Source organism: Bradyrhizobium sp. Ken51 (assembly GCF_055807435.1).
Window position 1 is genome coordinate 37950 of the sequence record NZ_JBVVPB010000032.1, and the last position, 19866, is coordinate 57815.

17 protein-coding genes are annotated in these 19866 nt (G+C 60.0%); 12 read left to right on the top strand and 5 right to left on the bottom strand.

Annotation, left to right across the window (positions count from 1 at the left end):
• The first annotated feature begins 6 nt into the window (after positions 1–6).
• Genes trbE through AC0L27_RS34190 form a run of 8 tightly spaced genes read left to right on the top strand, consistent with a single transcriptional unit; the run spans position 7 to position 7945 of the window.
• Positions 7–2448 carry a conjugal transfer protein TrbE gene (trbE, locus tag AC0L27_RS34155; protein WP_473322137.1) on the top strand — a complete coding sequence of 814 codons (2442 nt, stop codon included), beginning with the start codon at positions 7–9 and terminating at the stop codon, positions 2446–2448.
• Complete coding sequence (gene trbJ / locus AC0L27_RS34160; RefSeq protein WP_473322139.1) at positions 2445–3179, top strand: P-type conjugative transfer protein TrbJ; 735 nt, start codon at positions 2445–2447, stop codon at positions 3177–3179. Before trbE ends, trbJ begins: the two co-directional genes overlap by 4 nt.
• A complete protein-coding gene (trbK-alt, locus tag AC0L27_RS34165) occupies positions 3179–3550 on the top strand; it encodes a putative entry exclusion protein TrbK-alt (protein ID WP_473322141.1) in 372 nt (123 codons plus the stop codon). The genes trbJ and trbK-alt overlap by 1 nt, the downstream gene beginning before the upstream one ends.
• A 3-nt stretch (positions 3551–3553) precedes the next feature.
• Complete coding sequence (gene trbL / locus AC0L27_RS34170) at positions 3554–4789, top strand: P-type conjugative transfer protein TrbL (RefSeq protein ID WP_473322143.1); 1236 nt, start codon at positions 3554–3556, stop codon at positions 4787–4789.
• A 51-nt stretch (positions 4790–4840) separates the two neighbouring features.
• Positions 4841–5521: a conjugal transfer protein TrbF gene (gene trbF / locus AC0L27_RS34175; protein WP_473322145.1), complete on the top strand. Its 681-nt coding sequence runs from the start codon at positions 4841–4843 to the stop codon at positions 5519–5521.
• 2 nt (positions 5522–5523) lie between these two features.
• Entirely contained in the window at positions 5524–6498 is a 975-nt protein-coding gene (gene trbG / locus AC0L27_RS34180) for a P-type conjugative transfer protein TrbG (protein ID WP_473322147.1), read from the top strand.
• Entirely contained in the window at positions 6495–7703 is a 1209-nt protein-coding gene (locus AC0L27_RS34185; RefSeq protein WP_473322150.1) for a TraB/TrbI/VirB10 family type IV secretion system protein, read from the top strand. Before trbG ends, AC0L27_RS34185 begins: the two co-directional genes overlap by 4 nt.
• Positions 7703–7945, top strand: coding sequence for a DUF2274 domain-containing protein (locus tag AC0L27_RS34190; protein ID WP_473322152.1), 243 nt, complete (start codon positions 7703–7705; stop codon positions 7943–7945). The genes AC0L27_RS34185 and AC0L27_RS34190 overlap by 1 nt, the downstream gene beginning before the upstream one ends.
• Here AC0L27_RS34190 and AC0L27_RS34195 read toward each other — a convergent pair.
• The 3 genes from AC0L27_RS34195 to AC0L27_RS34205 form a co-directional block, all read right to left on the bottom strand.
• Complete coding sequence (locus AC0L27_RS34195; protein WP_473322154.1) at positions 7918–8868, bottom strand: LysR family transcriptional regulator; 951 nt, start codon at positions 8866–8868, stop codon at positions 7918–7920. The genes AC0L27_RS34190 and AC0L27_RS34195 overlap by 28 nt on opposite strands.
• 69 nt (positions 8869–8937) lie before the next feature.
• Positions 8938–9570 carry an acyl-homoserine-lactone synthase gene (locus AC0L27_RS34200; RefSeq protein ID WP_473322155.1) on the bottom strand — a complete coding sequence of 211 codons (633 nt, stop codon included), beginning with the start codon at positions 9568–9570 and terminating at the stop codon, positions 8938–8940.
• Positions 9571–9664: 94 nt separating this feature from the next.
• The gene (locus AC0L27_RS34205; RefSeq protein WP_473322156.1) at positions 9665–10393 is read right to left on the bottom strand and encodes a helix-turn-helix transcriptional regulator; all 729 of its coding nucleotides are present in this window, start codon (positions 10391–10393) and stop codon (positions 9665–9667) included.
• Between the two features lie 1300 nt (positions 10394–11693).
• Between AC0L27_RS34205 and ald the strand changes: the two genes are divergently transcribed.
• From ald to AC0L27_RS34220, 3 genes are all read left to right on the top strand, one after another.
• Positions 11694–12806, top strand: coding sequence for an alanine dehydrogenase (gene ald / locus AC0L27_RS34210; protein WP_473322157.1), 1113 nt, complete (start codon positions 11694–11696; stop codon positions 12804–12806).
• A gap of 431 nt (positions 12807–13237) precedes the next feature.
• Positions 13238–14281 (top strand): alpha/beta hydrolase family protein, encoded by a 1044-nt coding sequence (locus AC0L27_RS34215; RefSeq protein ID WP_473322158.1) that lies wholly within the window; start codon positions 13238–13240, stop codon positions 14279–14281.
• Positions 14282–14762: 481 nt separating this feature from the next.
• On the top strand, positions 14763–15089 hold the full coding sequence (locus AC0L27_RS34220) for an acetate--CoA ligase family protein (RefSeq protein ID WP_473322159.1): 327 nt from the start codon (positions 14763–14765) through the stop codon (positions 15087–15089).
• A 63-nt stretch (positions 15090–15152) separates the two neighbouring features.
• Here the strand turns inward: AC0L27_RS34220 and AC0L27_RS34225 are convergent, their stop codons facing one another.
• Positions 15153–15635, bottom strand: a complete 483-nt coding sequence (locus tag AC0L27_RS34225) for a MarR family winged helix-turn-helix transcriptional regulator (RefSeq protein WP_473322160.1) — start codon at positions 15633–15635, stop codon at positions 15153–15155.
• 459 nt (positions 15636–16094) lie between these two features.
• Here AC0L27_RS34225 and AC0L27_RS34230 point away from each other — a divergent pair, with 459 nt between their 5' ends.
• Positions 16095–17615, top strand: coding sequence for a porin (locus tag AC0L27_RS34230; RefSeq protein ID WP_473322161.1), 1521 nt, complete (start codon positions 16095–16097; stop codon positions 17613–17615).
• Between the two features lie 1754 nt (positions 17616–19369).
• Here AC0L27_RS34230 and AC0L27_RS34235 read toward each other — a convergent pair.
• Entirely contained in the window at positions 19370–19597 is a 228-nt protein-coding gene (locus AC0L27_RS34235; RefSeq protein ID WP_473322162.1) for a hypothetical protein, read from the bottom strand.
• Positions 19598–19866 lie beyond the last annotated feature (269 nt).

The window sequence follows — 19866 nt, forward strand, 5'->3', positions numbered from 1 at the left end:
AGTCCCATGATGAATCTTGCCGAATACCGCCGCTCGAATACGCGCCTTGCTGATTTCCTGCCCTGGGCTGCTCTGGTCGACGAGGGAATTGTATTGAACAAGGACGGCTCACTTCAGCGGACGGCGCGGTTCAGGGGACCGGACCTCGACAGTTCCGTGCCGGCTGAGCTTGTTGCGGTCGCAAGCCGGCTGAACAATGCGCTCCGGCGTCTCGGATCGGGCTGGGCGGTTTTCGTCGAGGCGCAACGGCATTCGGCAGGGCGCTATCCGCCCGACACATTCCCCGATGTCGCGTCCGCCCTGGTGGATGCGGAGCGCAAAGCGCAATTCGAGGAGGCCGGCAGCCATTATGAATCGAGCTACTACCTGACCTTCCTCTATCTGCCGCCTGCAGAGAGTGCAGCTGTGGCAGAGCGTCTCCTGTACGAGGGCGGCCATCGCAGCGCGGGTGCGGATGCGCGCGAGGTGCTGAGTGGCTTCGTCGACCGGACCAACCGCGTGCTGCAGCTCGTTGAGGGCTTTATGCCGGAATGCGGCTGGCTCGATGACGAGGCAACGCTCACCTACCTCCACTCGACGGTCTCGACCAAGCGGCATCGCGTTCGGGTGCCGGAAATCCCGATGTATCTCGACGCGCTGCTTGCCGATCAGCCGCTGACAGGCGGGCTTGAGCCGATGCTGGGTGACGCGCATGTGCGTGTCCTGACGGTTGTGGGGTTTCCCACGACGACGACGCCCGGGATCCTCGATGATCTCAACCGCCTCGCATTCCCGTACCGCTGGTCCACGCGGGCGATCATGCTCGACAAGACGGATGCTCTCAAGCTCCTGACCAGGATCAGGCGGCAATGGTTTGCCAAGCGCAAGTCGATTGCCGCGATCCTGAAGGAGGTGATGACGAACGAGGCGTCCACGCTTCTGGATACCGATGCCCACAACAAGGCGATGGATGCAGATCACGCGCTCCAGGAACTCGGCTCGGATCAGATTGGAGAGGCCTTTGTGACGGCAACCGTCACGGTCTGGGACAGGGATCCGCACGCGGCGGACGAAAAGCTACGCCTCGTTGAAAAAGTGATCCAGGGCCGGGACTTTACCTCCATGACCGAGACAGTTAATGCCGTTGAGGCCTGGCTCGGCAGCCTGCCGGGACAGGTCTATGCAAACGTGCGCCAGCCGCCGGTGTCGACGCTAAATCTCGCCCACATGATCCCGCTTTCTGCGGTCTGGGCGGGAGAGGTGAGGGACCATCATTTCAAGGCGCCTCCGCTGTTCTTCGGCAAGACGGAAGGATCGACCCCTTTCCGCTTTGCGCTCCATGTCGGCGATGTCGGACACACTCTGATCGTTGGACCGACCGGCGCCGGGAAATCGGTGCTGCTCGCACTGATGGCACTGCAGTTCCGGCGATATCCGGCCGCTCAGATCTTTGCCTTTGACTTCGGCGGGTCGATCCGCGCGGCGGCGACCGCCATGGGAGGCGACTGGCATGATCTTGGCGGCGCGGTTGGCGGAGACTCGGCAGAATTCGTGGCTCTCCAGCCGCTTGCGTGCATCGACGATGTCGCGGAGCGCGGTTGGGCAGCCGATTGGATTGCATCGATCCTCGCGCGCGAGCGCATCGAGGTCACGCCCGAGACCAAGGATCATGTCTGGTCGGCCTTGACCTCGCTCGGCTCGGCGCCAGTTCGGGAGCGGACGCTGACTGGCTTGTCCGTTCTTCTCCAGTCCAATGCCTTGAAGCGGGCGCTGCAACCCTATTGCCTCGGCGGTCCGTTTGAGCGGTTGCTCGATGCGGAAGGTGAGCGGCTGGGAGAGGGCTTCGTCCAGGCTTTTGAGACCGACGGGTTGATCGGGACCGGTGTCGCGCCGGCGGTTCTCTCCTATTTGTTCCACCGGATTGAGGATCGCTTCGACGGCCGTCCGACTCTGCTCATCATCGATGAGGGCTGGCTTGCGCTCGACGATGCCGATTTTGCCGGCAAGCTCCGCGAATGGCTGAAGACACTGCGCAAGAAGAACGCCTCCGTCGTGTTTGCGACCCAGTCGCTGGCCGATATCGATGGCTCCGCAATTGCGCCGGCCATCATCGAGAGCTGTCCGACCCGGATCCTTCTTCCCAATGACCGCGCCATCGAGCCCCAAATTATGGCTATCTACCGGCGCTTTGGCCTGAATGATCGGCAGATCGAGATCCTCGCCCGCGCGACGCCCAAGCGCGACTACTACTGCCAGTCGCGCCGGGGCAACCGGCTGTTCGAGCTCGGCCTTGGTGAGATCGCGCTCGCCTTTGCGGCCGCGTCGTCCAAGTCCGATCAGGCCCTCATCGAGCGGGTTCTTGAGGAGCACGGACGGGACGATTTCGTCACCGGCTGGCTCAAGGCGCGCGACCTCGGCTGGGCCTGCAATCTCATTCCGCAGCTTGCCAAGGAAGGTGGCTTGTCATGAAACGTCTTCGTCCGCTGCTGGCAGCAAGTATCGTCGCAATTAGCCTGACCCAAGCGCCCCGAGAAGGAAAGGCACAGTGGATCGTGTTCGATCCCAACAACTACGTGCAAAATGTGCTGACGGCCGCGCGCGAGCTGCAGCAGATCAACAACCAGATCACTTCACTGCAAAACCAAGCGCAGATGTTGATCAATCAGGCGAAGAACCTGGCGAGCCTGCCGTATTCGTCGTTGCAGCAGCTCGAGCAATCGATTCAGCGCACGCAGCAGCTGCTCAGTCAAGCGCAGCGCATTGCCTACGATGTCCAGCAGATCGATCGCGCGTTCTCAACAACTTATGCGCCCGCATCCGCGAGCATGTCCAATGGGTTCCTCGTCGCCAACGCCCAGACACGCTGGCAGAACGCAGTCGCCGGGCTGCAGGACGCCATGCGGGTGCAGGCAACCGTCGTCGGCAATCTCGATACCAACCGCACCCAGATGTCGGCCCTGGTCACGGCAAGCCAGGGCGCGTCAGGTGCTCTGCAGGCAAGTCAGGCCGGCAACCAGCTCCTTGCGCTTCAAGCCCAGCAGCTTGCTGATCTCACCGCGACCATGGCCGCGCAGGGGCGCGCACAAACGCTCGAAGCCGCGCAAAGAGCAAGTGCCCAGGATCAGGGGAGGGAGCAGATGCGGCGCTTTCTGACCCAGGGGCAGGGCTATCAACCGACAACCGTGCAGATGTTTCACTGATGATGAAGAACAGATTTGAACGGCTGCCAATCGCGGTGGCAGTTGGCCTCACGGTCCTGGTCGTCGCCGCCTGCGCCGTTCGCCTGCGCGGCGACGACAGCGCGAACCAATCTTCCGCCTCGCTCGCTGCGAAGCCCGATCCGGCGGCGGCAAAGCTCGAGCAATGCCGCACCGTCACCTACGAGCAGAGAGAGGCTCTGCTCGAATGCCAGAGGATCTGGGCCGAACGGCGCAGCCAGTTCTTGGGGAAAAGTGGATCGGTAGACGGTGATAGCGGGGTAGGCGCCGCGCCATTTTCCTCGCCTGTGCCGCGCAAGGACGAAAGCCGCCTCCCGTCCGGCTCTCCCTCCATTCCAAGCCAGAGCGAGTGAGCAATGGGTGGCACCTCCGTCATCGACCAGTTCCTGGAAACCTTCACCCGCTACATCGATTCCGGATTCGGCCTGGTCGGGGGCGAAGTCGGATATCTCGCCACGACGTTGGCCGCAATCGACCTCACGCTTGCGGGCCTGTTCTGGTCCCTCGGAAGTGATGAGGAGATTCTTGCCCGGCTCGTCAAGAAAACCTTGTTTGTCGGTGTCTTTGCCTACCTGATCGGCAACTGGAATAGCCTTGCCCGCATCGTCTTCGAGAGCTTTGCAGGTCTTGGACTCAAAGCCTCGGGCACGAGCCTGTCATCGGCGGATTTCTTGCGGCCAGGTCGGATCGCGCAGGTGGGGCTCGATGCCGGCCGTCCGATCCTGGACTCCATCTCGGGCCTGATGGGGTATGTCAGCTTTCTCGAAAATTTCGTCCAGATCACGGTCCTGCTGTTCGCCTGGATCGTGGTGCTGCTCGCCTTCTTTATTCTCGCCATCCAGCTCTTCGTCACCCTGATCGAGTTCAAGCTGACGACGCTTGCAGGTTTCGTCCTGATCCCCTTCGGTTTGTTCGGCAAGACCGCCTTTGCGGCCGAACGGGTGCTGGGCAACGTCATCTCCTCCGGCGTCAAGGTTTTGGTCCTCGCCGTCATCGTCGGCATTGGATCGACCTTATTCTCGCAGTTCACGGCAGGTTTCGGCGGCAATCAGACGACCATCGAGAACGCGATGGCGCTGGTGCTGGGCGCGCTCGCCCTGTTGGGCCTCGGCATTTTCGGACCCGGGATTGCCAACGGCATCGTCTCCGGAGGTCCGCAGCTCGGCGCAGGTAGCGCCGTTGGGACGGGACTTGCCGCCGGTGGAGTCGTTGCGGCTGGCGCTGGCCTTGCGGCCGGCGCTGCCGGTCTCGCCGGCGGCGCGATTGCAGGCTCGCTACGAGGTGGAAGTGCGATTGCAAGTGGCACCATGAGCGTGTTTCGGGCGGGGAGTCAGTCCGGCTCCGAGGCGAGCGCGTCCGGTGCTGCAAGCCCCTTGCGCTCGGTCGCAGCTGGTCATGGTGGAACGGCGAGCAATGCCGGTACGGGGGAAGGGGATTCCTCGAGAGCTTCCGACAGCGCGCCCGCTTGGGTTCGGCGCATGAAGAGAGCGCAGACGATCAGTCATGGCGCATCAGCGGCAACCCACGCGATCCGCTCAGGTGATCACGGCGGCGGCGGCGGATCTGTCGACCTCTCGCAAGAGGATCGCTGAGACTTCTGATCGGCCAAATCCGTTTTCTCACCCGCCACTTGAGGTCAAGCAATGTTCAAACGATCGGCTGTTCACTACGGCCGCACCCCAGAGGCCGTCACTCCCTATCAACGCGCAGCTCAGGTCTGGGACGATCGCATTGGATCTGCGCGCGTGCAGGCCAAGAACTGGCGCCTGATGGCCTTTGGCTGCCTCTTCTTATCAGCCGGCTTTGCCGGCGCCCTGGTCTGGCAATCCGCTCAAGGGACGATCACGCCCTGGGTGGTCGAGGTCGATCAATTGGGGGAAGCGAAAGCCGTTGCTCCAGCAAATGCCAGCTATCAACCGACCGATCCGCAAATAGCCTTTCATCTGGCGCGCTTCATCGAGCATGTGCGTGGCCTGCCTATGGACGCCATCGTCCTTCGCGAAAACTGGCTCCGCGCCTACGACTTTACAACCGATCGCGGCGCCGTCGCGCTGAATGACTACGCCCGCAACAACGATCCATTCGCCAAGCTCGGCAAGACGCAAATTGCGATCGAGGTCTCGAGCGTCATCCGGGCGTCCCCTGAGAGTTTTCGCCTCGCCTGGGTCGAACGCCGTTACGACAACGGTCAGCTTGCCGCAACCGAGCGGTGGAGCGCGATCCTCAGCATCATCGTGGAGATGCCGCGCGATCTCGATCGCCTCCGCAAGAATCCGCTTGGCATCTACGTCAACGCCATCAACTGGTCGAAGGAGCTGGGTTAGCAATGCCGTCAGGTCTCGTTATTGCGTCACATAGGGTCCGCCCGAGCCTGGCTCTGGCTCTCGTCATTGGTGTGTCCACGCTTGGCGGGTGCACCACGTTCAAGCCGCCGCAAATCAGTTACGATAGCGATGTCCCGCCGGCTCCAGATCTGCCGGCGCTTGCCGACGATCGGCCGCGGCCGCTGCATGTCCCACCGGCCTGGAAGGCAGCGCGCGGCGGCAAGAACGCGGAAGCCAAGGAGCCCGTCGAGCGGATTGAGACCGCGAATGACGCGGCACGCGTGCAGCCGCGCAAAGCCGGCTACCTCAATGCGGTGCAGGTGTTTTCGTATAGTCCGGGCGCTCTCTATCAGATCTATGCCGCGCCGGGGCAGATCACCGACATCGCCTTGGAGCCCGGCGAGCAACTGATCGGGTCGGGACCAGTTGCCGCGGGTGATACCGTGCGCTGGGTGGTCGGCGACACCGACAGCGGCAGCGGTGACACGCGACGCGTCCACATCATGGTGAAGCCGACACGTCCGGCGATCGAGACCAATCTCGTCGTCAACACCGATCGGCGCACTTACCTCATCGAGCTCCGCTCCCGGGAAAAGCCCTACATGCCCTCGGTCGCGTGGTTCTATCCGGAGGACCGGACCGCGCGTGGTCGAGCTCTGCCGCCCACACCCGTCATCCCGGACCAGGCGCAGCGCCGTTACCGCTACGCCATCGCGGGAGACAGCCCACCCTGGCGTCCTGTCAATGCCTATGACGATGGGCGCAAGGTCTACATCGAGTTTTCGCCCGGCGTCGGCCAGGGCGAGATGCCGCCGCTGTTCGTGATCGGGCCTGATGGCAAGACCGAGCTCGTCAACTATCGCGCTTACGGCAATGTGCTGATCGTCGACCGGCTGTTCGCGGCCGCGGAACTGAGGCTCGGCGAGGAGCACCAGCAGAAGGTCAGGATCGTCCGAACCGACGGGAGGTCGCTGTGACAGAGACCGGCCAGCCGAATGACACACCCAAGGACGCTCCTCAGGTTAAGCCGCCGGAAAATATCGCCGAAACCCTTCGGCTCCGGCCAGATCGGCCGCAAGTTACGCGCCTATCGCGCAAGGTGCTTGCGGGTGGCAGCGCCCTTTTGCTGGTGCTCATCTCTGGTGCGGTCTTCTGGGCTCTGCAAGAGAAGCGATCGCGCACGCCGGCCGCCGAGGAGCTTTACGCGACCGACCACCACAATGTCGCCGATCAGCTTGCAACCTTGCCGAAGGACTACACTGAGATCCCGAAGGAGGTGCCGCGCCTTGGACCACCTTTACCCGGCGACCTTGGCCGCCCGATCGTTGCCGCACAGGGCTCTTCGACGGCCAGCCCGCTCGGTGTTGACGCTGAGCAGCAGCGCGTCAATCAGGAGAGCGAGGCGGCACGCACCAGCAAGGTGTTTGCCGGCACGAACGTCCGCGCACAGGCCCCTGTCACATCGGCAAGTGAAGCCCCATCAAATGCTGCGCCATCATCCGACGAAGCATTTGCCCAGAATGGCCAGGATCGAAAGCTTGCGTTCGTCAGTGCTTCCGTTGACCGTCGAACCACCAGTCCCGATCGCCTGGCAAGACCGGTCTCTCCCTTTGTGGTCCAGGCGGGAACGGTCATTCCGGCTGCTCTTATCACGGGGATTCGGTCCGACCTGCCCGGGCAGATCACGGCCCAAGTCACAGAAGCGGTATACGATTCCCCTACCGGGCGAGCTCGCCTTATCCCGCAAGGAGCCCGCTTGATCGGGACGTATGATAGCCAAGTCGCATTTGGCCAATCGCGCGTGCTCCTGGTGTGGACGCGCCTCATCATGCCAAATGGGCGGTCGATCGTGCTGGAGCGGCAGCCGGGCGCAGATGCCGCGGGCTACTCTGGGCTTGAGGATGAGGTCGACAACCATTGGAAGGAGCTGTTGGGGGCAGCAGCGCTTTCAACGCTGCTCGCCGTCGGCACCGAGGTGAATTCCGGGTCGGATACGGGCAGCACGAACAGCGACCTTATTGCCGCGCTTCGTCGGGGCGCAGGAGATTCGGTCAATCAGACGGGCCAACAGGTGGTCCGCCGGAATCTCAACATCCAGCCGACCTTGACGATCCGTCCGGGATTTCCGGTGCGGGTGATGGTTAACCGCGACTTGGTGCTCGAGCCGTACAGGGGACGATAATGGCCAAGCTAAAACTCGGTGCGATCGAGAACGATAAGCCGGTTAAAGTCACGCACGAACTACCCGCGAGCATCCATCGGGATCTTATCGCTTACGCCGATATTCTCGCGCAGGAGACCGGCCACGCGATTGCGGATCCAGCCAAGCTTATCGCCCCGATGTTGGCGCGGTTCATGGCAGCGGACCGGAGTTTCCGGAAAGCTCGACGGGCGCGTCAACGCCCAACAGGTGGCGGGGAATAGCGTTCAGAGAGCAGCTGAAGGAACTCCTGCAGGGCTAGATTTTTATTATCGGTGCGCCATTGGGCTGAAAACGCAAAGCGGCTCGGCCCCATGTCATCGCGCAGCTCTCGGTAGACAAGGCCGGCAAAATTTGCCCCCATATCGGACTCCAGCACCAGACTTATGCCTGTGTGCATGCCGATCAGACTTTTGATCATGCCCCGACTGACGTCATGGCGCTCGATTTTGGGGCGATGCTCAGGCGAAACCAGTTTCGAAATCAGAAGATCTTCGAGCTCCTTGCCTGGGTCGTAATGACTGAGCAGCACTGTCTCGCCACGCAGGTCAGTCCAGCAAACAGTCTCTCGCCCGGCAAGCGGATGATCATGGGGCAACGCCACAAGGACACGCTCGCTCCAAAGCAGCATTTCTTCAGTGTCCAGCAATGGGAGGCTCCCGGGCACGATCAGAGCATCGAGCGCGCCGTTTCGAAGTGCCGCTGCCAGCCGCGTCCGTGATCGTTCGACTGTCACAAGTATGATTTGCGGGAATCTCTCCTTGAACCCGAGCAGCGAGGCTTGCAGATTACCTGCCGAAAGCGAAGTGCAGAAGCCGATGGCCAGACGGCCGGCTTCGTTGTTGTGGACGGATCTTGCGGTGGCGATGAGCGCGTCGAATTCTTCCAGAATGATCCTGGCCAACCGCAGCACGTTCCGGCCCGCCTGTGTAGGGCGCACACCTCCACTATAGCGCTCGAAGATAGTGATGCCCAGATGGTGTTCAATCTCCTCGATTCGTCGGCTGACGCTCGACTGTTGCGACCTTAACAGCTCCGCGGCTCCGCGGAAGCTGCCGCAGTCGCCTGCAGCAACGGCGGATCGCAGGTGTTTCAGTTCGAGAGATCTGCTGGCCTGAACCGAAGGTCCTGTTCGTGGTTTTTGCATCGTGAGTCTTGAGGCGAACGAAAAACTCTTCAAACATGCAGCAATGCTGCGATCGTACCTGCGCCAGGCCTAGGCCGCCGCCCGGATGACCGGGGCCCAGAGCACGGGTCCTGAGATGTTTCCGGCTTTGCGGATCCGGATCAACGCAGCCGGCGAGACTTCTAGGTATCCGGCGATGGCCGTCGTGTTTCCGAGAGGACGAGCTTTTCCGATTTTGCGGAGCGGCCAGCCCGCGCGGCGAAGAATGCGTTCCATCCGGGCGTCAGTGACGGTTACGATTTCGGTCAATTCAATCGAAAGGCCGAATTCAATCATGCCCGCAAACAGTTCGTAAGTAGCAGCAGCAAGTCCACCACTTGCCTTCGGCGCATCAGGAGGAACATCGAGCGCGAATCGACTGCTCTCCCAAATCCGGTCGCTTCGTGGCGCCGGCTGGCCGTCCAGAAGAATCGGGAAGGTGTCTCTCAGCATGGTTGGACCGGCCGAAGGCAGAAGTCGGACACAACCCTGAAGACGTCCAGCGTTCGAGCGGTTCAGGAGGTGCACGGGTCGAAGGACATCAAACTCGTCGACTTCCATGTCGTCGCTGACCTCGACGTTCCAGTCCAGGCGCTGTTTGAAAACGCGATACCGCAGCCTGTGCATCTCGGTGAGATCGTCGACGAATTCGCCGTAGTACTCCGGCGTGATGAGCTGCATCATTCCTGCCTCCTTGCCTTGCTTCAGGCAAGCAAGCAGAGAAAGCAGGAGAGCACATCCTGTGGAGTTGCACAGGTGCTTGCACCTTGAGGTTGATCTATTTTCGAGATTTTGACTCGGTCAACAGCACGATCGCTTGACGGAGCGAGCTGACGCCAAGCTTCGCGCGCGCGTTATCCAGGTGAAATCCCGCGGTTCGCTCTGCGATGCCGAGAATGATCCCAATCTCCCCAGCTGATTTGCCGCGCGCGGACCATTCGAGGCACTGGTACTCGCGAGGAGACAGCACCACCCCACCGACCATGCGATCTATCGTCCAGAAGCGTTTTGCATGTGCATGGAAAAACGTTGCGATTAACCGCAGGCTCTGGGCGTGCTCGATCAGCGAGCGCTCGAAACCAGTTCGACGATCGTCGCTTGCAAAGCTCAGCGCGGCGATCGCGCCTTTGTCATCGTGGATAGGGAATGTAAATCCGCAGCTAATCCCAAATTTGGCGGCTTCTTCGAACAAAGCGCGTTCTGCCTCCGACCGATTTCGCGCTTCCAATCCAAGTCCCCATCGGAAGGGTTTAGGCTGGCGCATTGCCCGGCGTACCACCGGATCGACGGATTCGTAGCCGCGCTGCAGATAGATGGCAGTCCAGGAGGGTGGATATGTCGATATCAGATTAGGAGCACTGCCCGGCCTACGCGGAAAAGCGAGATATGCGAAGCACGACAGTTCGAGCGCAGCGGCGACCTCGGCCATGCTCTGCTGAGCTGCGTCTCGATGCGTGCTTTCGGTCAATTGCTCAGCAAATCGTTGAAAAACTCGACCATCGCGCATGAGCCCACGGGCCTCCATGGTAGGCGCTCCTTGCATTATCGCCTCGAGCATCACTGCGAATGGGGCAAAACAACGAAGACGTCGATCTATTTCAGCTTCGATGGATATTGATCGCGAGACCCTGCATCGGCGGTTGAGGGGTATCGCGTCAGCCGAGTTCCACGCGCGCACGCTGTGATCTCATCGCTACCACGTCCGCGAACTCCGTCGTCTGTTCGAAATCCTGCAAGAGCGCGCAGAAGATCGCTGGATTGCTGCGTCCCTTGCCTTGTTGGAGGCTGAACTCAGTTGTGCAATTGCCGGGGCCAGTACGAATGATCTAAGAAACTGCACGATCAATCGAGAAGGCGCTGAGGAATGATGCGAGCAATCAAGTGAACTTGGTCAGTGCTAGCGCTCCGTCCGCAATTCGGGATCGGGCGATTAACACAATGATCGTCATGCCGGCGGGACAGCACTTCGGCCTGCATAAGGCGTAATAAACCATACGTCTGCTCGGTGACGCGAAATTGGACCCGACAGCCAACGCCCCGCGCCCTCTCGGCGGCAGGAGCGTGCAAGACTTCATAAGGCCGCGAAGTCAGGAAGGCGGCGCTCGGGCCAGCCGACGCGGTCTTCGAGCTCGAGACCGGCCAGACGTTCACGCGTGAGCTGAGTGGCACCGCCCCGGCCGGGCTTCTCTAACGCCCTAAACGTGCTCTCATCTGCCATGGTGCACCCTCGTACTCTGCGCAGACGTTGAGCGAACTCTGGGCTTCTCCGCATGGGACGTCCTCCTCCCCGCTCTACCGATCTTCCACAGCCACAGATCATTCATCTCTTGAACGTAGCGCTGGCAAGCGGAGCGCGGCTGCTCCTTCAAAGCAAGTTCGATGCTGCCGATGTACTCAAGCCCTTCCGCGTTCGACCGTCTTCGGGCGAGCGCCGACCTTTTACCATCCATTGTTGACGAGCCACTTGCTAAACAGTGATCGGTCCAGTCGAGTGCCGTTTCGATCGGCTGAGCCCCAGCGCCAGGAAGACCGGCGCGTCGAAACCGGTCCGTAATGGGCGAGACAAAGTTGCAGCACGCTGACCTTTACTGAATGCAAGCGCGCAAGCATCATTACATGGCGAACCCATCTAACTCACGTTGGTTGCCCGTTCTGATAGGCTTGGACACGCACCCCTCGCGCTGGTCCTCTGGATTTCTGCGCAAACGTGCAAAAAAAAGCTGAATTTGTGCGCCACTTCACCATCTCCGCGGCTCGTTAGTACTGCTGTTCCGACTACAAACAGTCATCAAACGAGGAGATTGCAAATGAAGGTCGGTGTTCCCAAGGAAATCAAGACACACGAATACCGCGTGGGTCTGACGCCTGGAGCCGTCCGCGAGTATGTTGCCGCCGGCCATAGCGTAGCGGTTGAGACCAATGCGGGGGCTGGCATTGGTGCGACAGACGAAACTTATCGCAAGGCTGGTGCAACAATCCTGACCTCTGCTCGCGAGGTATTTGGGTCGAGCGAAATGATCGTGAAGGTCAAGGAGCCCCAGCCTTCCGAATGGTCCCAGCTGCGAGAGAATCAGATTCTTTTCACCTATCTTCACTTGGCGCCGGATCCTGAGCAGGCCAAGGGCCTTATGAAATGCGGATGTACCGCGATCGCCTACGAAACAGTGACTGATGCAGATGGCGGACTTCCGCTACTAGCGCCCATGAGTGAGGTCGCAGGTAGGCTTTCGATCGAGGCGGCTGGTGCGGCCCTGAAGCGGTATGCAGGTGGTCGCGGGCTGTTGATCGGCGGTGTGCCGGGTGTTCAGGCAGCGCGCATCGTGGTGATCGGAGGCGGTGTTGTCGGTACCCACGCAGCCCGAATGGCGGTCGGCTTGGGAGCCGAGGTTACAATCCTTGACCGGTCGATCCCTCGCCTTCGCGAACTGGACGAACTGTTCGAAGGGCGGGCTCGTACCAGGTTCTCGACCATAGATGCCATTGAGGAAGAGGTCTTTGCCGCGGACGTCGTAATCGGGGCCGTGCTCGTTCCCGGAGCGAGCGCGCCGAGACTGGTTAGCCGCAGCATGTTGAGCTCGATGCGAAAGGGCTCGGTGATCGTTGACGTTGCGATCGATCAAGGCGGGTGCTTCGAAACATCTCGTCCGACCACACACGCCGAACCAACCTATGAAGTAGACGGGATAATTCACTATTGCGTTGCTAATATGCCCGGGGCTGTCCCGCTTACGTCGAGCCACGCCCTGAATAACGCCACGCTGCCCTTTGGACTGGCTCTCGCCAACAAAGGGTTTGCAGCCGTGCTCGAAAACCCGCATCTGCGAGCAGGCCTCAATGTCTATCGTGGCCGGCTAACTTACAAGGCCGTGGCCGAGAGTCTCGGCCTGCCATGCTCACCGATCGATCAGGCTGCGGCCTGATCCCCGAGGCCTCCCATGGGGGCATTTCCTCCCTGACTTGGCGGGCCACTCCTTCGGGGGTGGCCCCTTTTTTTGTCGCAGCCGCCCGCTAGGTGGACGACCTCGTGGAGGCGATGACATGACCGGGCCAGCTTCGTCATCATCTAACGCCGGGAGAGTTGCTCCCGCCGCTAAAATGTTTCTTCAATACGAAAAAGCTCCGTAATCTGGAACTAACTGCACTATTTCTGCCGATCCATGCCCCAGATCGGGGAAGTTCGACTTTGAGCGCTTGTATGCTCCGGCTGCAGATAAAGGGGCCACAAAACTGAAACATCTGTCTCGTGGACAGACTTTGGTCCTTGCTCGCGACGCAAGGGCTGAGCGTCGCGAGCGAGAGGTGAGGGGTTTACCAAGGGGGCAACCGGATGGACTGTACTGGATGGTCTGGCGTGTCGGGCAATCTTGCGTCCACACGAAGAGGCGCGACAGCGTTTCTGGACAATCTGTCTTTTAGCCGTAGTCCTGACGCTTCGGATTGGCGAGAGTGGGGCGAGAAGTGGGCAAGGCTTGGCGACTACCACTTTCAACGCGGCGCTGTTAACAGCGCAGAGGGCGCAATCGATAAGGCGCGGGACGCTTGCCTTTGTGCTCTAACAGCCTTTGAAGTTGCAAGGCGACTAGTGGATCCAGACAGCTCTGAAATTGAAAGAGTTTCGGCGAACATCGAGGCTGGAGTGCAGCGGGTCGGATCAACACTTGAGCAGAAGCTCGAGAAGGTTCGTGTTGAATACTGGGATCAATCCGAGCTTCCTGGGTATTATTTGTCATCGAGTGCACCGGCAGCAGCTCCTGCGGTGATTTGTATCTCAAAAGAAGACGAGCCTGTTTCGACTTTAATGGGGCGGCTCTTGCCCCTCATAATCGGCCGAAACGTCGCGATTCTTGCTGTGTCTCATGAGGATGTCTCGAGCCATTCGAGCGCCTCCTCCAAACTCTTGCTGTCGAGCTGCTTGGACTTCCTCTCAGGCCAAGCGAAAGTCGATGCCAGTCGAATCGGAGTCTACGGTGAAGGATTGTCAGCGTCCATTGCGACCGATTTTGCCGCGTGGGATTCCCGCGTTGCTGCGGCGGTTTGCGACGGTGGGCTCTGGAACTGGGCGCGGATGCTCGCCTCTATCGACTGGATGACGAGAGCAGAAGATAGACCGAAGGAGGACGCGTTTTCGGCGCGTCGGTCCGAACAAGTGCGGCGGTTGAAATGCCCAATTCTCGTGGTCGCTGGTGGCCGCGGCACCGTCAGCTTGTCCGAGGCTATCAAATTGCAACACGATTGCGCGGCAGCTGATGTCGATATGGAGCTAACAATACCCAAAATGAGTAGCTCCCCAGTGGGCGAGGTCGAGAACTTCCTAACATCCGATGACTACATCTTCCGATGGCTTGAGCACAAGCTCGGAAACAATTCGTGTCCGTATGAGCTGCTGCCGAAGTAAGACCTCGGATTTTGCCGGGGAGAGATCTTCAAGCGGAGCTGTGAACCTCATCAGCGAACGCTCGCATCGATGCGTTTCTAAGATGGGCGATTGAATCGCGGCGGCCCGCTCCTACTCTCGCTTCTGCCGGTGAGCTCCGCGGTACGTCATTGCACAACATGAGTCCTGCCGGCTGATCTAGCGTGAACGATTTGTGAAAACTATCCTGGGACAGCTAAGAAAAAGAATTGCGACAATGGAAGCCCACGTTCCGACCAAGCTCCATTCATCCAATAAGTGGTCCTCGGCGCGGCGTGCAGATGCCGTCAAGGGCAAGGACCACCCCGAGAATCGAGGGAGTCCTGATCGCTCAGCAGGTCAACGCTGACTTGGAGCTTGTCCCGGGGCCTAGCTGAAGCCGAAATGGGTCCGGTCCTGTTTGGATCCAGAGGTGTCGACATCGAGTTCATGAAGGAGGTCGCGCTCGCAGGCGCGCCGATCGATGAGGGAGGCGCGCCGGCTGATCGGCCGGACTAAAGCCTGGATAAAACTTGAAGGTTTCCGGGGGAAGGGCGGAAGGCCGCCGTTACATCCAAGCTCTGTGGTAAAGGCGCGGGTGGGGCTCTCCAATTTGATTGCGGACGCGAACGGCGGGATCGCTTCGATCGACGTCAATCCGTTTTTGGTGTCGACCAGAAAACGCATTGCGGTGGACGCTGTCGTATTGAAGAATGCTTCAAGCGAGGGCGCTGGGCGACCAAAGAGCTCGAGCGATGCAGCCCCACAAGCCCATCTCGCCAGCGGAGCATGTCTTCGTACGTACCGATGATAGTAGCCCCTCGCGGCGTCACCAAACAAAGTGCCGCAAGCTCCGCCGCTGCCAATTAATCGCTTAAAGTGCGCCGATGCTCAATTTTTGAGATGCCAATCGAGTGTTCTTGGCCAGCAAGGAGAGCCGCTTGTTGAGATACTCGATGGAGGGCTGATCCAGTCCCTCAAACATAGTAGCGTTTAGAGCTTGCCTCTTGATAGACAGCTTCGCGATTTCAACTCGCGCCTTTTCAGTCAACGACATCTGGACAAAACGTGCGTCTTCAGGCGATGGGGCACGCGTCACCAACTCCAAAGTCTCAAGCAGCTTCGTTTGAGTGGTGACAAAGGGAGCATGGATGCGCAGCTTGTTCGCGACGGCTATTCCAGAAGCGCCGCGACCTTCATCAAGCTCGCCAATCGCCATCAGGATCAACCACTGTGGTTCAGTAATTCCCAGTAGCCGAGCCCAGCCCTTATGGATCTCTTCGAGCTGTGAGTGAATTGCGGCGATATTCCAGATGAAGTCCATGGCGGCTTTATCGGAGTGTTCTTGTTCGGGCATCGGTTCGGTTGACCTTCGGTTTAGTTGCCGCTGCACAGCGTTTTACCTATCCCGCTTGAGATGCGCGCAAAAGGCTGCTTACAGCATGGGCCCATGTAAAAAATTAATTGACTGGTGTAATCAGTTTAGGGTATTAGTTTGGCAGATCGTACGGTAGGTTACCGGCGATCACGTCAAACCTCCAAAGAAGAGCCTCCGGGGTGCCCCCTGGGGCTCTTTTTTTGAGTCGGAGCGCCTGCGATCGCTCTCGCCCGAAGAACCGTTGCAAATTTACAACGATGTGCGCTGAACTTGTGCTTACGTCCATTAATTAATTGTAGTATGTAATATGACGATCTAGACGTAGGTGGACAGCGAGGGGGCGCCTCGAAGTCGTTCCGTCAAGCACCCCTCGGTCGGGTGGGGCTAACGCCAGCGGATCTTTGAAGACGGTGACGACATTCAACTTGGAGGTTATTCATGAAACTGACACGAAGCGTTCTGCTTGGTTCCGCAGCAATGTTTGCGGCCGCCGGCGCACAGGCTGCGGATCTTCCCGTGAAGGCGAAGGCAGTTGAATATGTAAAGATCTGCTCGCTGTATGGTGCGGGATTCTACTACATCCCTGGAACCGATACCTGCATCAAGCTCGGGGGCTATTTGCGCGCCTCACTAGGTCTCGGGACTAACGGTATTTATTCGACTCCAGACAGCGGGGTTGGCGCTGCGCGAAACCGCCTCAGCAATTATTACACTGCTCAATCCCGTGTCGACCTTAGCGTCGACACGCGCACGGCGACCGAGTACGGCGTGGTGCGTACTTACTGGGAAGGCGTGAACACCTGGACAACCGGCGGCTACAGCGGGGCCGGCACAACGGCGATTAATGGCGCGACTTCCTATACAACCTCGATTGCCTCTCAGGTTTCTGCCGGTTCGCTTGGGGTCTATTACGCCTTCATCCAATTTGCCGGACTGACGATCGGCAAGGCTCAGTCTCAGTTCACTGCACCATGGGCAAACTATCCGGCGAACAGCTTTGACGGCATGCCGGGCGGTGGAGGCTGGGAGCCTATCACTCAATTCACCTATACGGCCGACTTTGGTCAGGGCATCAGTGCTTCCTTCTCGGCTCAGGATCAGGTTGCCAATTACCAAACGAACATTTGGAACGTGAGCGGCGCAACCGCTGCAGGCCTCGCGACCGGGGCCTATGGTGCTAATGACTTCGGCGGCACGCGCGCGCCGGACCTTGTCGCAATGCTGCGTGTCGATCAGGCTTGGGGTCTCTTCCAAGCATCGGCCGCCGCGCATGATAATCATGCCAGCTACTATGGCGCCGATGAAACGACCGGTCACCCTAGCGACAAGTGGGGCTGGGCGGGTCAACTGGCTCTTTCGATCAAGAACATCCCGACTGGCGCGGGTGACACGATCAATATGAGCGGCGTCTATACCAATGGCGCGAGCCGCTACAACTTCCAGTCCTATATGTCGAGCGCCGTCGCGATGTATGGCGGCGCAAGCGCAACCGGAACTTACCAGAGCGTCGGTCTTGCTGGTCTATCCGACTCGGTGTTCGTTACCGGCGCTGGCCAGCAGTTGACGACTACCTACGGATTCCAGGGCGGTTACACCCATAACTGGGATCCCCACTGGAATAGTAGCGTCTATGGCGGTTTGGGCGCCGTGCGATACAACAATACCGCGAAGGGTTACATCTGTGGTGCCGTCGTCGCGAGCCTCGCGCTCTCAAGCGGTCTCGCCGGCTGTAACCCAGATTTCAACTACGGTGTCGTTGGTCTGGTCACGCGCTGGACTCCCGTCAAAAATCTCACCTTCACAGCCGACCTCGCATACGTAATGCTCGATCAGAAGTATGCGAGCGGAAGCACCGTGGCGCTGCCGCTGCAAGCTAGTATCGCCAAGCCCGGTACCGCGTACGAGCTCAAGGATCAAAATGCGCTTACGCTGCTGCTGCGTGCGCAGCGCAACTGGTAAGTTTTCAAACGAGCGGAAGGAGAGACAAAGGTTCGATAAATCCAGCGCTAAACCTCCAAGAAGGCCCTCGGCATGCCCGCCGAGGGCCTTTGATTTGGAACGTAGCTAAGTTCTCCTGTCCGGGCTGGTCATCCAAGCAAGTGATAGGATCCCATAATTGCCGTGGCTATCTTTGACGTTGGAAGAAGCGGGGGAGATGCGAGCTTTAAGTCGAACGCCTCCTCCATTCGCCAGATCACCTTGATCATTGGCGCATGATCGGCTGCGCGGATACTCAGATCGATGCGCGACGTCCCGAGCGAAACTGCGCGCGAGCGACTCGATTTCGCTCACCTTAGCCACCGACGCTGACCTACACGTAGGCCGAACGGACGCCAGCGTTTGCTGTTTACGCGTGTAACGAGATTAAGCGCGTGATTAGAAATTGGCTTTTTGTCTATGGCCTAATGTCTCGAGCGCTTGAAGCGCTTAGGGTATCGCGGATCCGAATATCGACCCCTCGTATTGCCGCATGAGCGAATAATACCCTGATGGCGCCATTGCACAGGTCGATGCGAGCTCGACTGATCGGCGGCGCCAAGTGGCTTCCCGGCTTGCTCGACGAGAGGGGCTGTGGGCGGGGTCGGGCCCTACATTGCCCGAGCCGTCCACAACCTCGGGCGGTGGGGCAGCGGTCGTGGCGTCCGCAAGCGGCTCCTCCGCGACCAATTGCTCGGCCGTCTTCCGTTTAAGCGTCCTCAGCAGGCGCTGCACGATCGAATGCTGTCTCGTCCCCGAACTCCTTGGGTGATTCTCGCTCAGCCGGCCGACGATTGCGAGCGCCGTCAGCTGCGGCTGCTCTGCCAGCCAGCCCTCGATCGTAGCAATAATGTGGGCCGAGCTTCGACGGCATGCGAATCCTGGTTTTATGGGCCGATGAGTTCGCCGGTGCGTGGCACGCGGCTCACCGGCAGTCACTGTCTTGGCGAGCGTCCTCGCGAAAGTGCCTGCGGTCCCCGGGTGGAGATCGTGCTGGGGCATTGCAGGCCGCGCGCCTGTCCGGCACGACGATCGACGCGGATTGCCGAGTTTGTCCTGGGTCGCGCGAATCTCGGCCTACAGCACGACCGGATCGAGCGAGCGATACCGATCGCAGCGCCAATGCACGCTCAGAGGGCGTCGATGGGAGATGATACCGTTTGATCACTTTAGCCCCTTCGCGGCGCTTCTCCTTCAGCTTGAACGACGGCTGGAAGAAGTTGACGTAGAGCCGTGCCGCCGCATAGAGGCGGCCCCATCACACGGGCCGTCTCGACGCCATCGAAGCGGCCATAGCCCATGAGCCGGCGGACGACGGAACCATTCTCAGCTCGATGAACGCTTGATCGCTCTTCTTGTAGGCGCGCGAGCGCGTGACTTCGAGCTTTGGCACCATGGCACAACAACATCGTTCATGAAGGCGTTGTCGTTGTCGAGGTCCACGCCGCGCAACAACTAGGGGAACAGGCTCTGGGCCGCGGTTGATCGCCTCGACGACGAGCTAACCTTCCCGCGTCAGCAATGGCAGGCACTCCGTCCAGCCGGTGGCGACGTCGACATCGTCAGGGGTTGGATGAACGAGCTGGCTACCGACGTGCCGCCATGCGCGACCATGTCGACCTCGCAGAAGCCGGGCACGGGGCTGTTCCAGTCATTGAACGTGCGGGTCGGGACTTCGCGCCGGATTGCTGAATGGAATCCGGCACGGCGCCGCCTGCCGCCGCTCGCCGCAATCTTCACATCGACGGCAAGCGGTCGATGGTTGCGGCGCTGATCGCCAGAACACGATCACGGTCGACCTGGCCAAGCTGCAATCGGCCATGTTGCTCGAGGGCCGGCAGCAAGGTCGGATCATCACCTCGAGCCGCTTGCCGTATACCCAATCCCGACGCCTCACAAAGCGCCGTCATCGCGTCCTTGATCGTCGCGCCATATCTACGCTTGCGCTCTCCGGGCCCCTCCATCTTCCCCGGTCCAACCCTTGCGCTCCGCCGAAGCACGCGCACCGCATACTTGCGATGCTAGCCCGTCGTTGCGCACAGCGCATCGAGGATGCCCGCCGCGCGCCCATGCTGATTTTGCTCGCCATCGAGCCACCGAGCGCGGGTCTGGGCGGATCATTGCTTTCCATTAGGCCGGTCGTATGAAAGATCACCTCTCAAACATGGGACCCAGGTAGCCGGCGCGCTGATGACTTCCGAACTGCCGCTTCCAAATGACCAATCATTCTCAC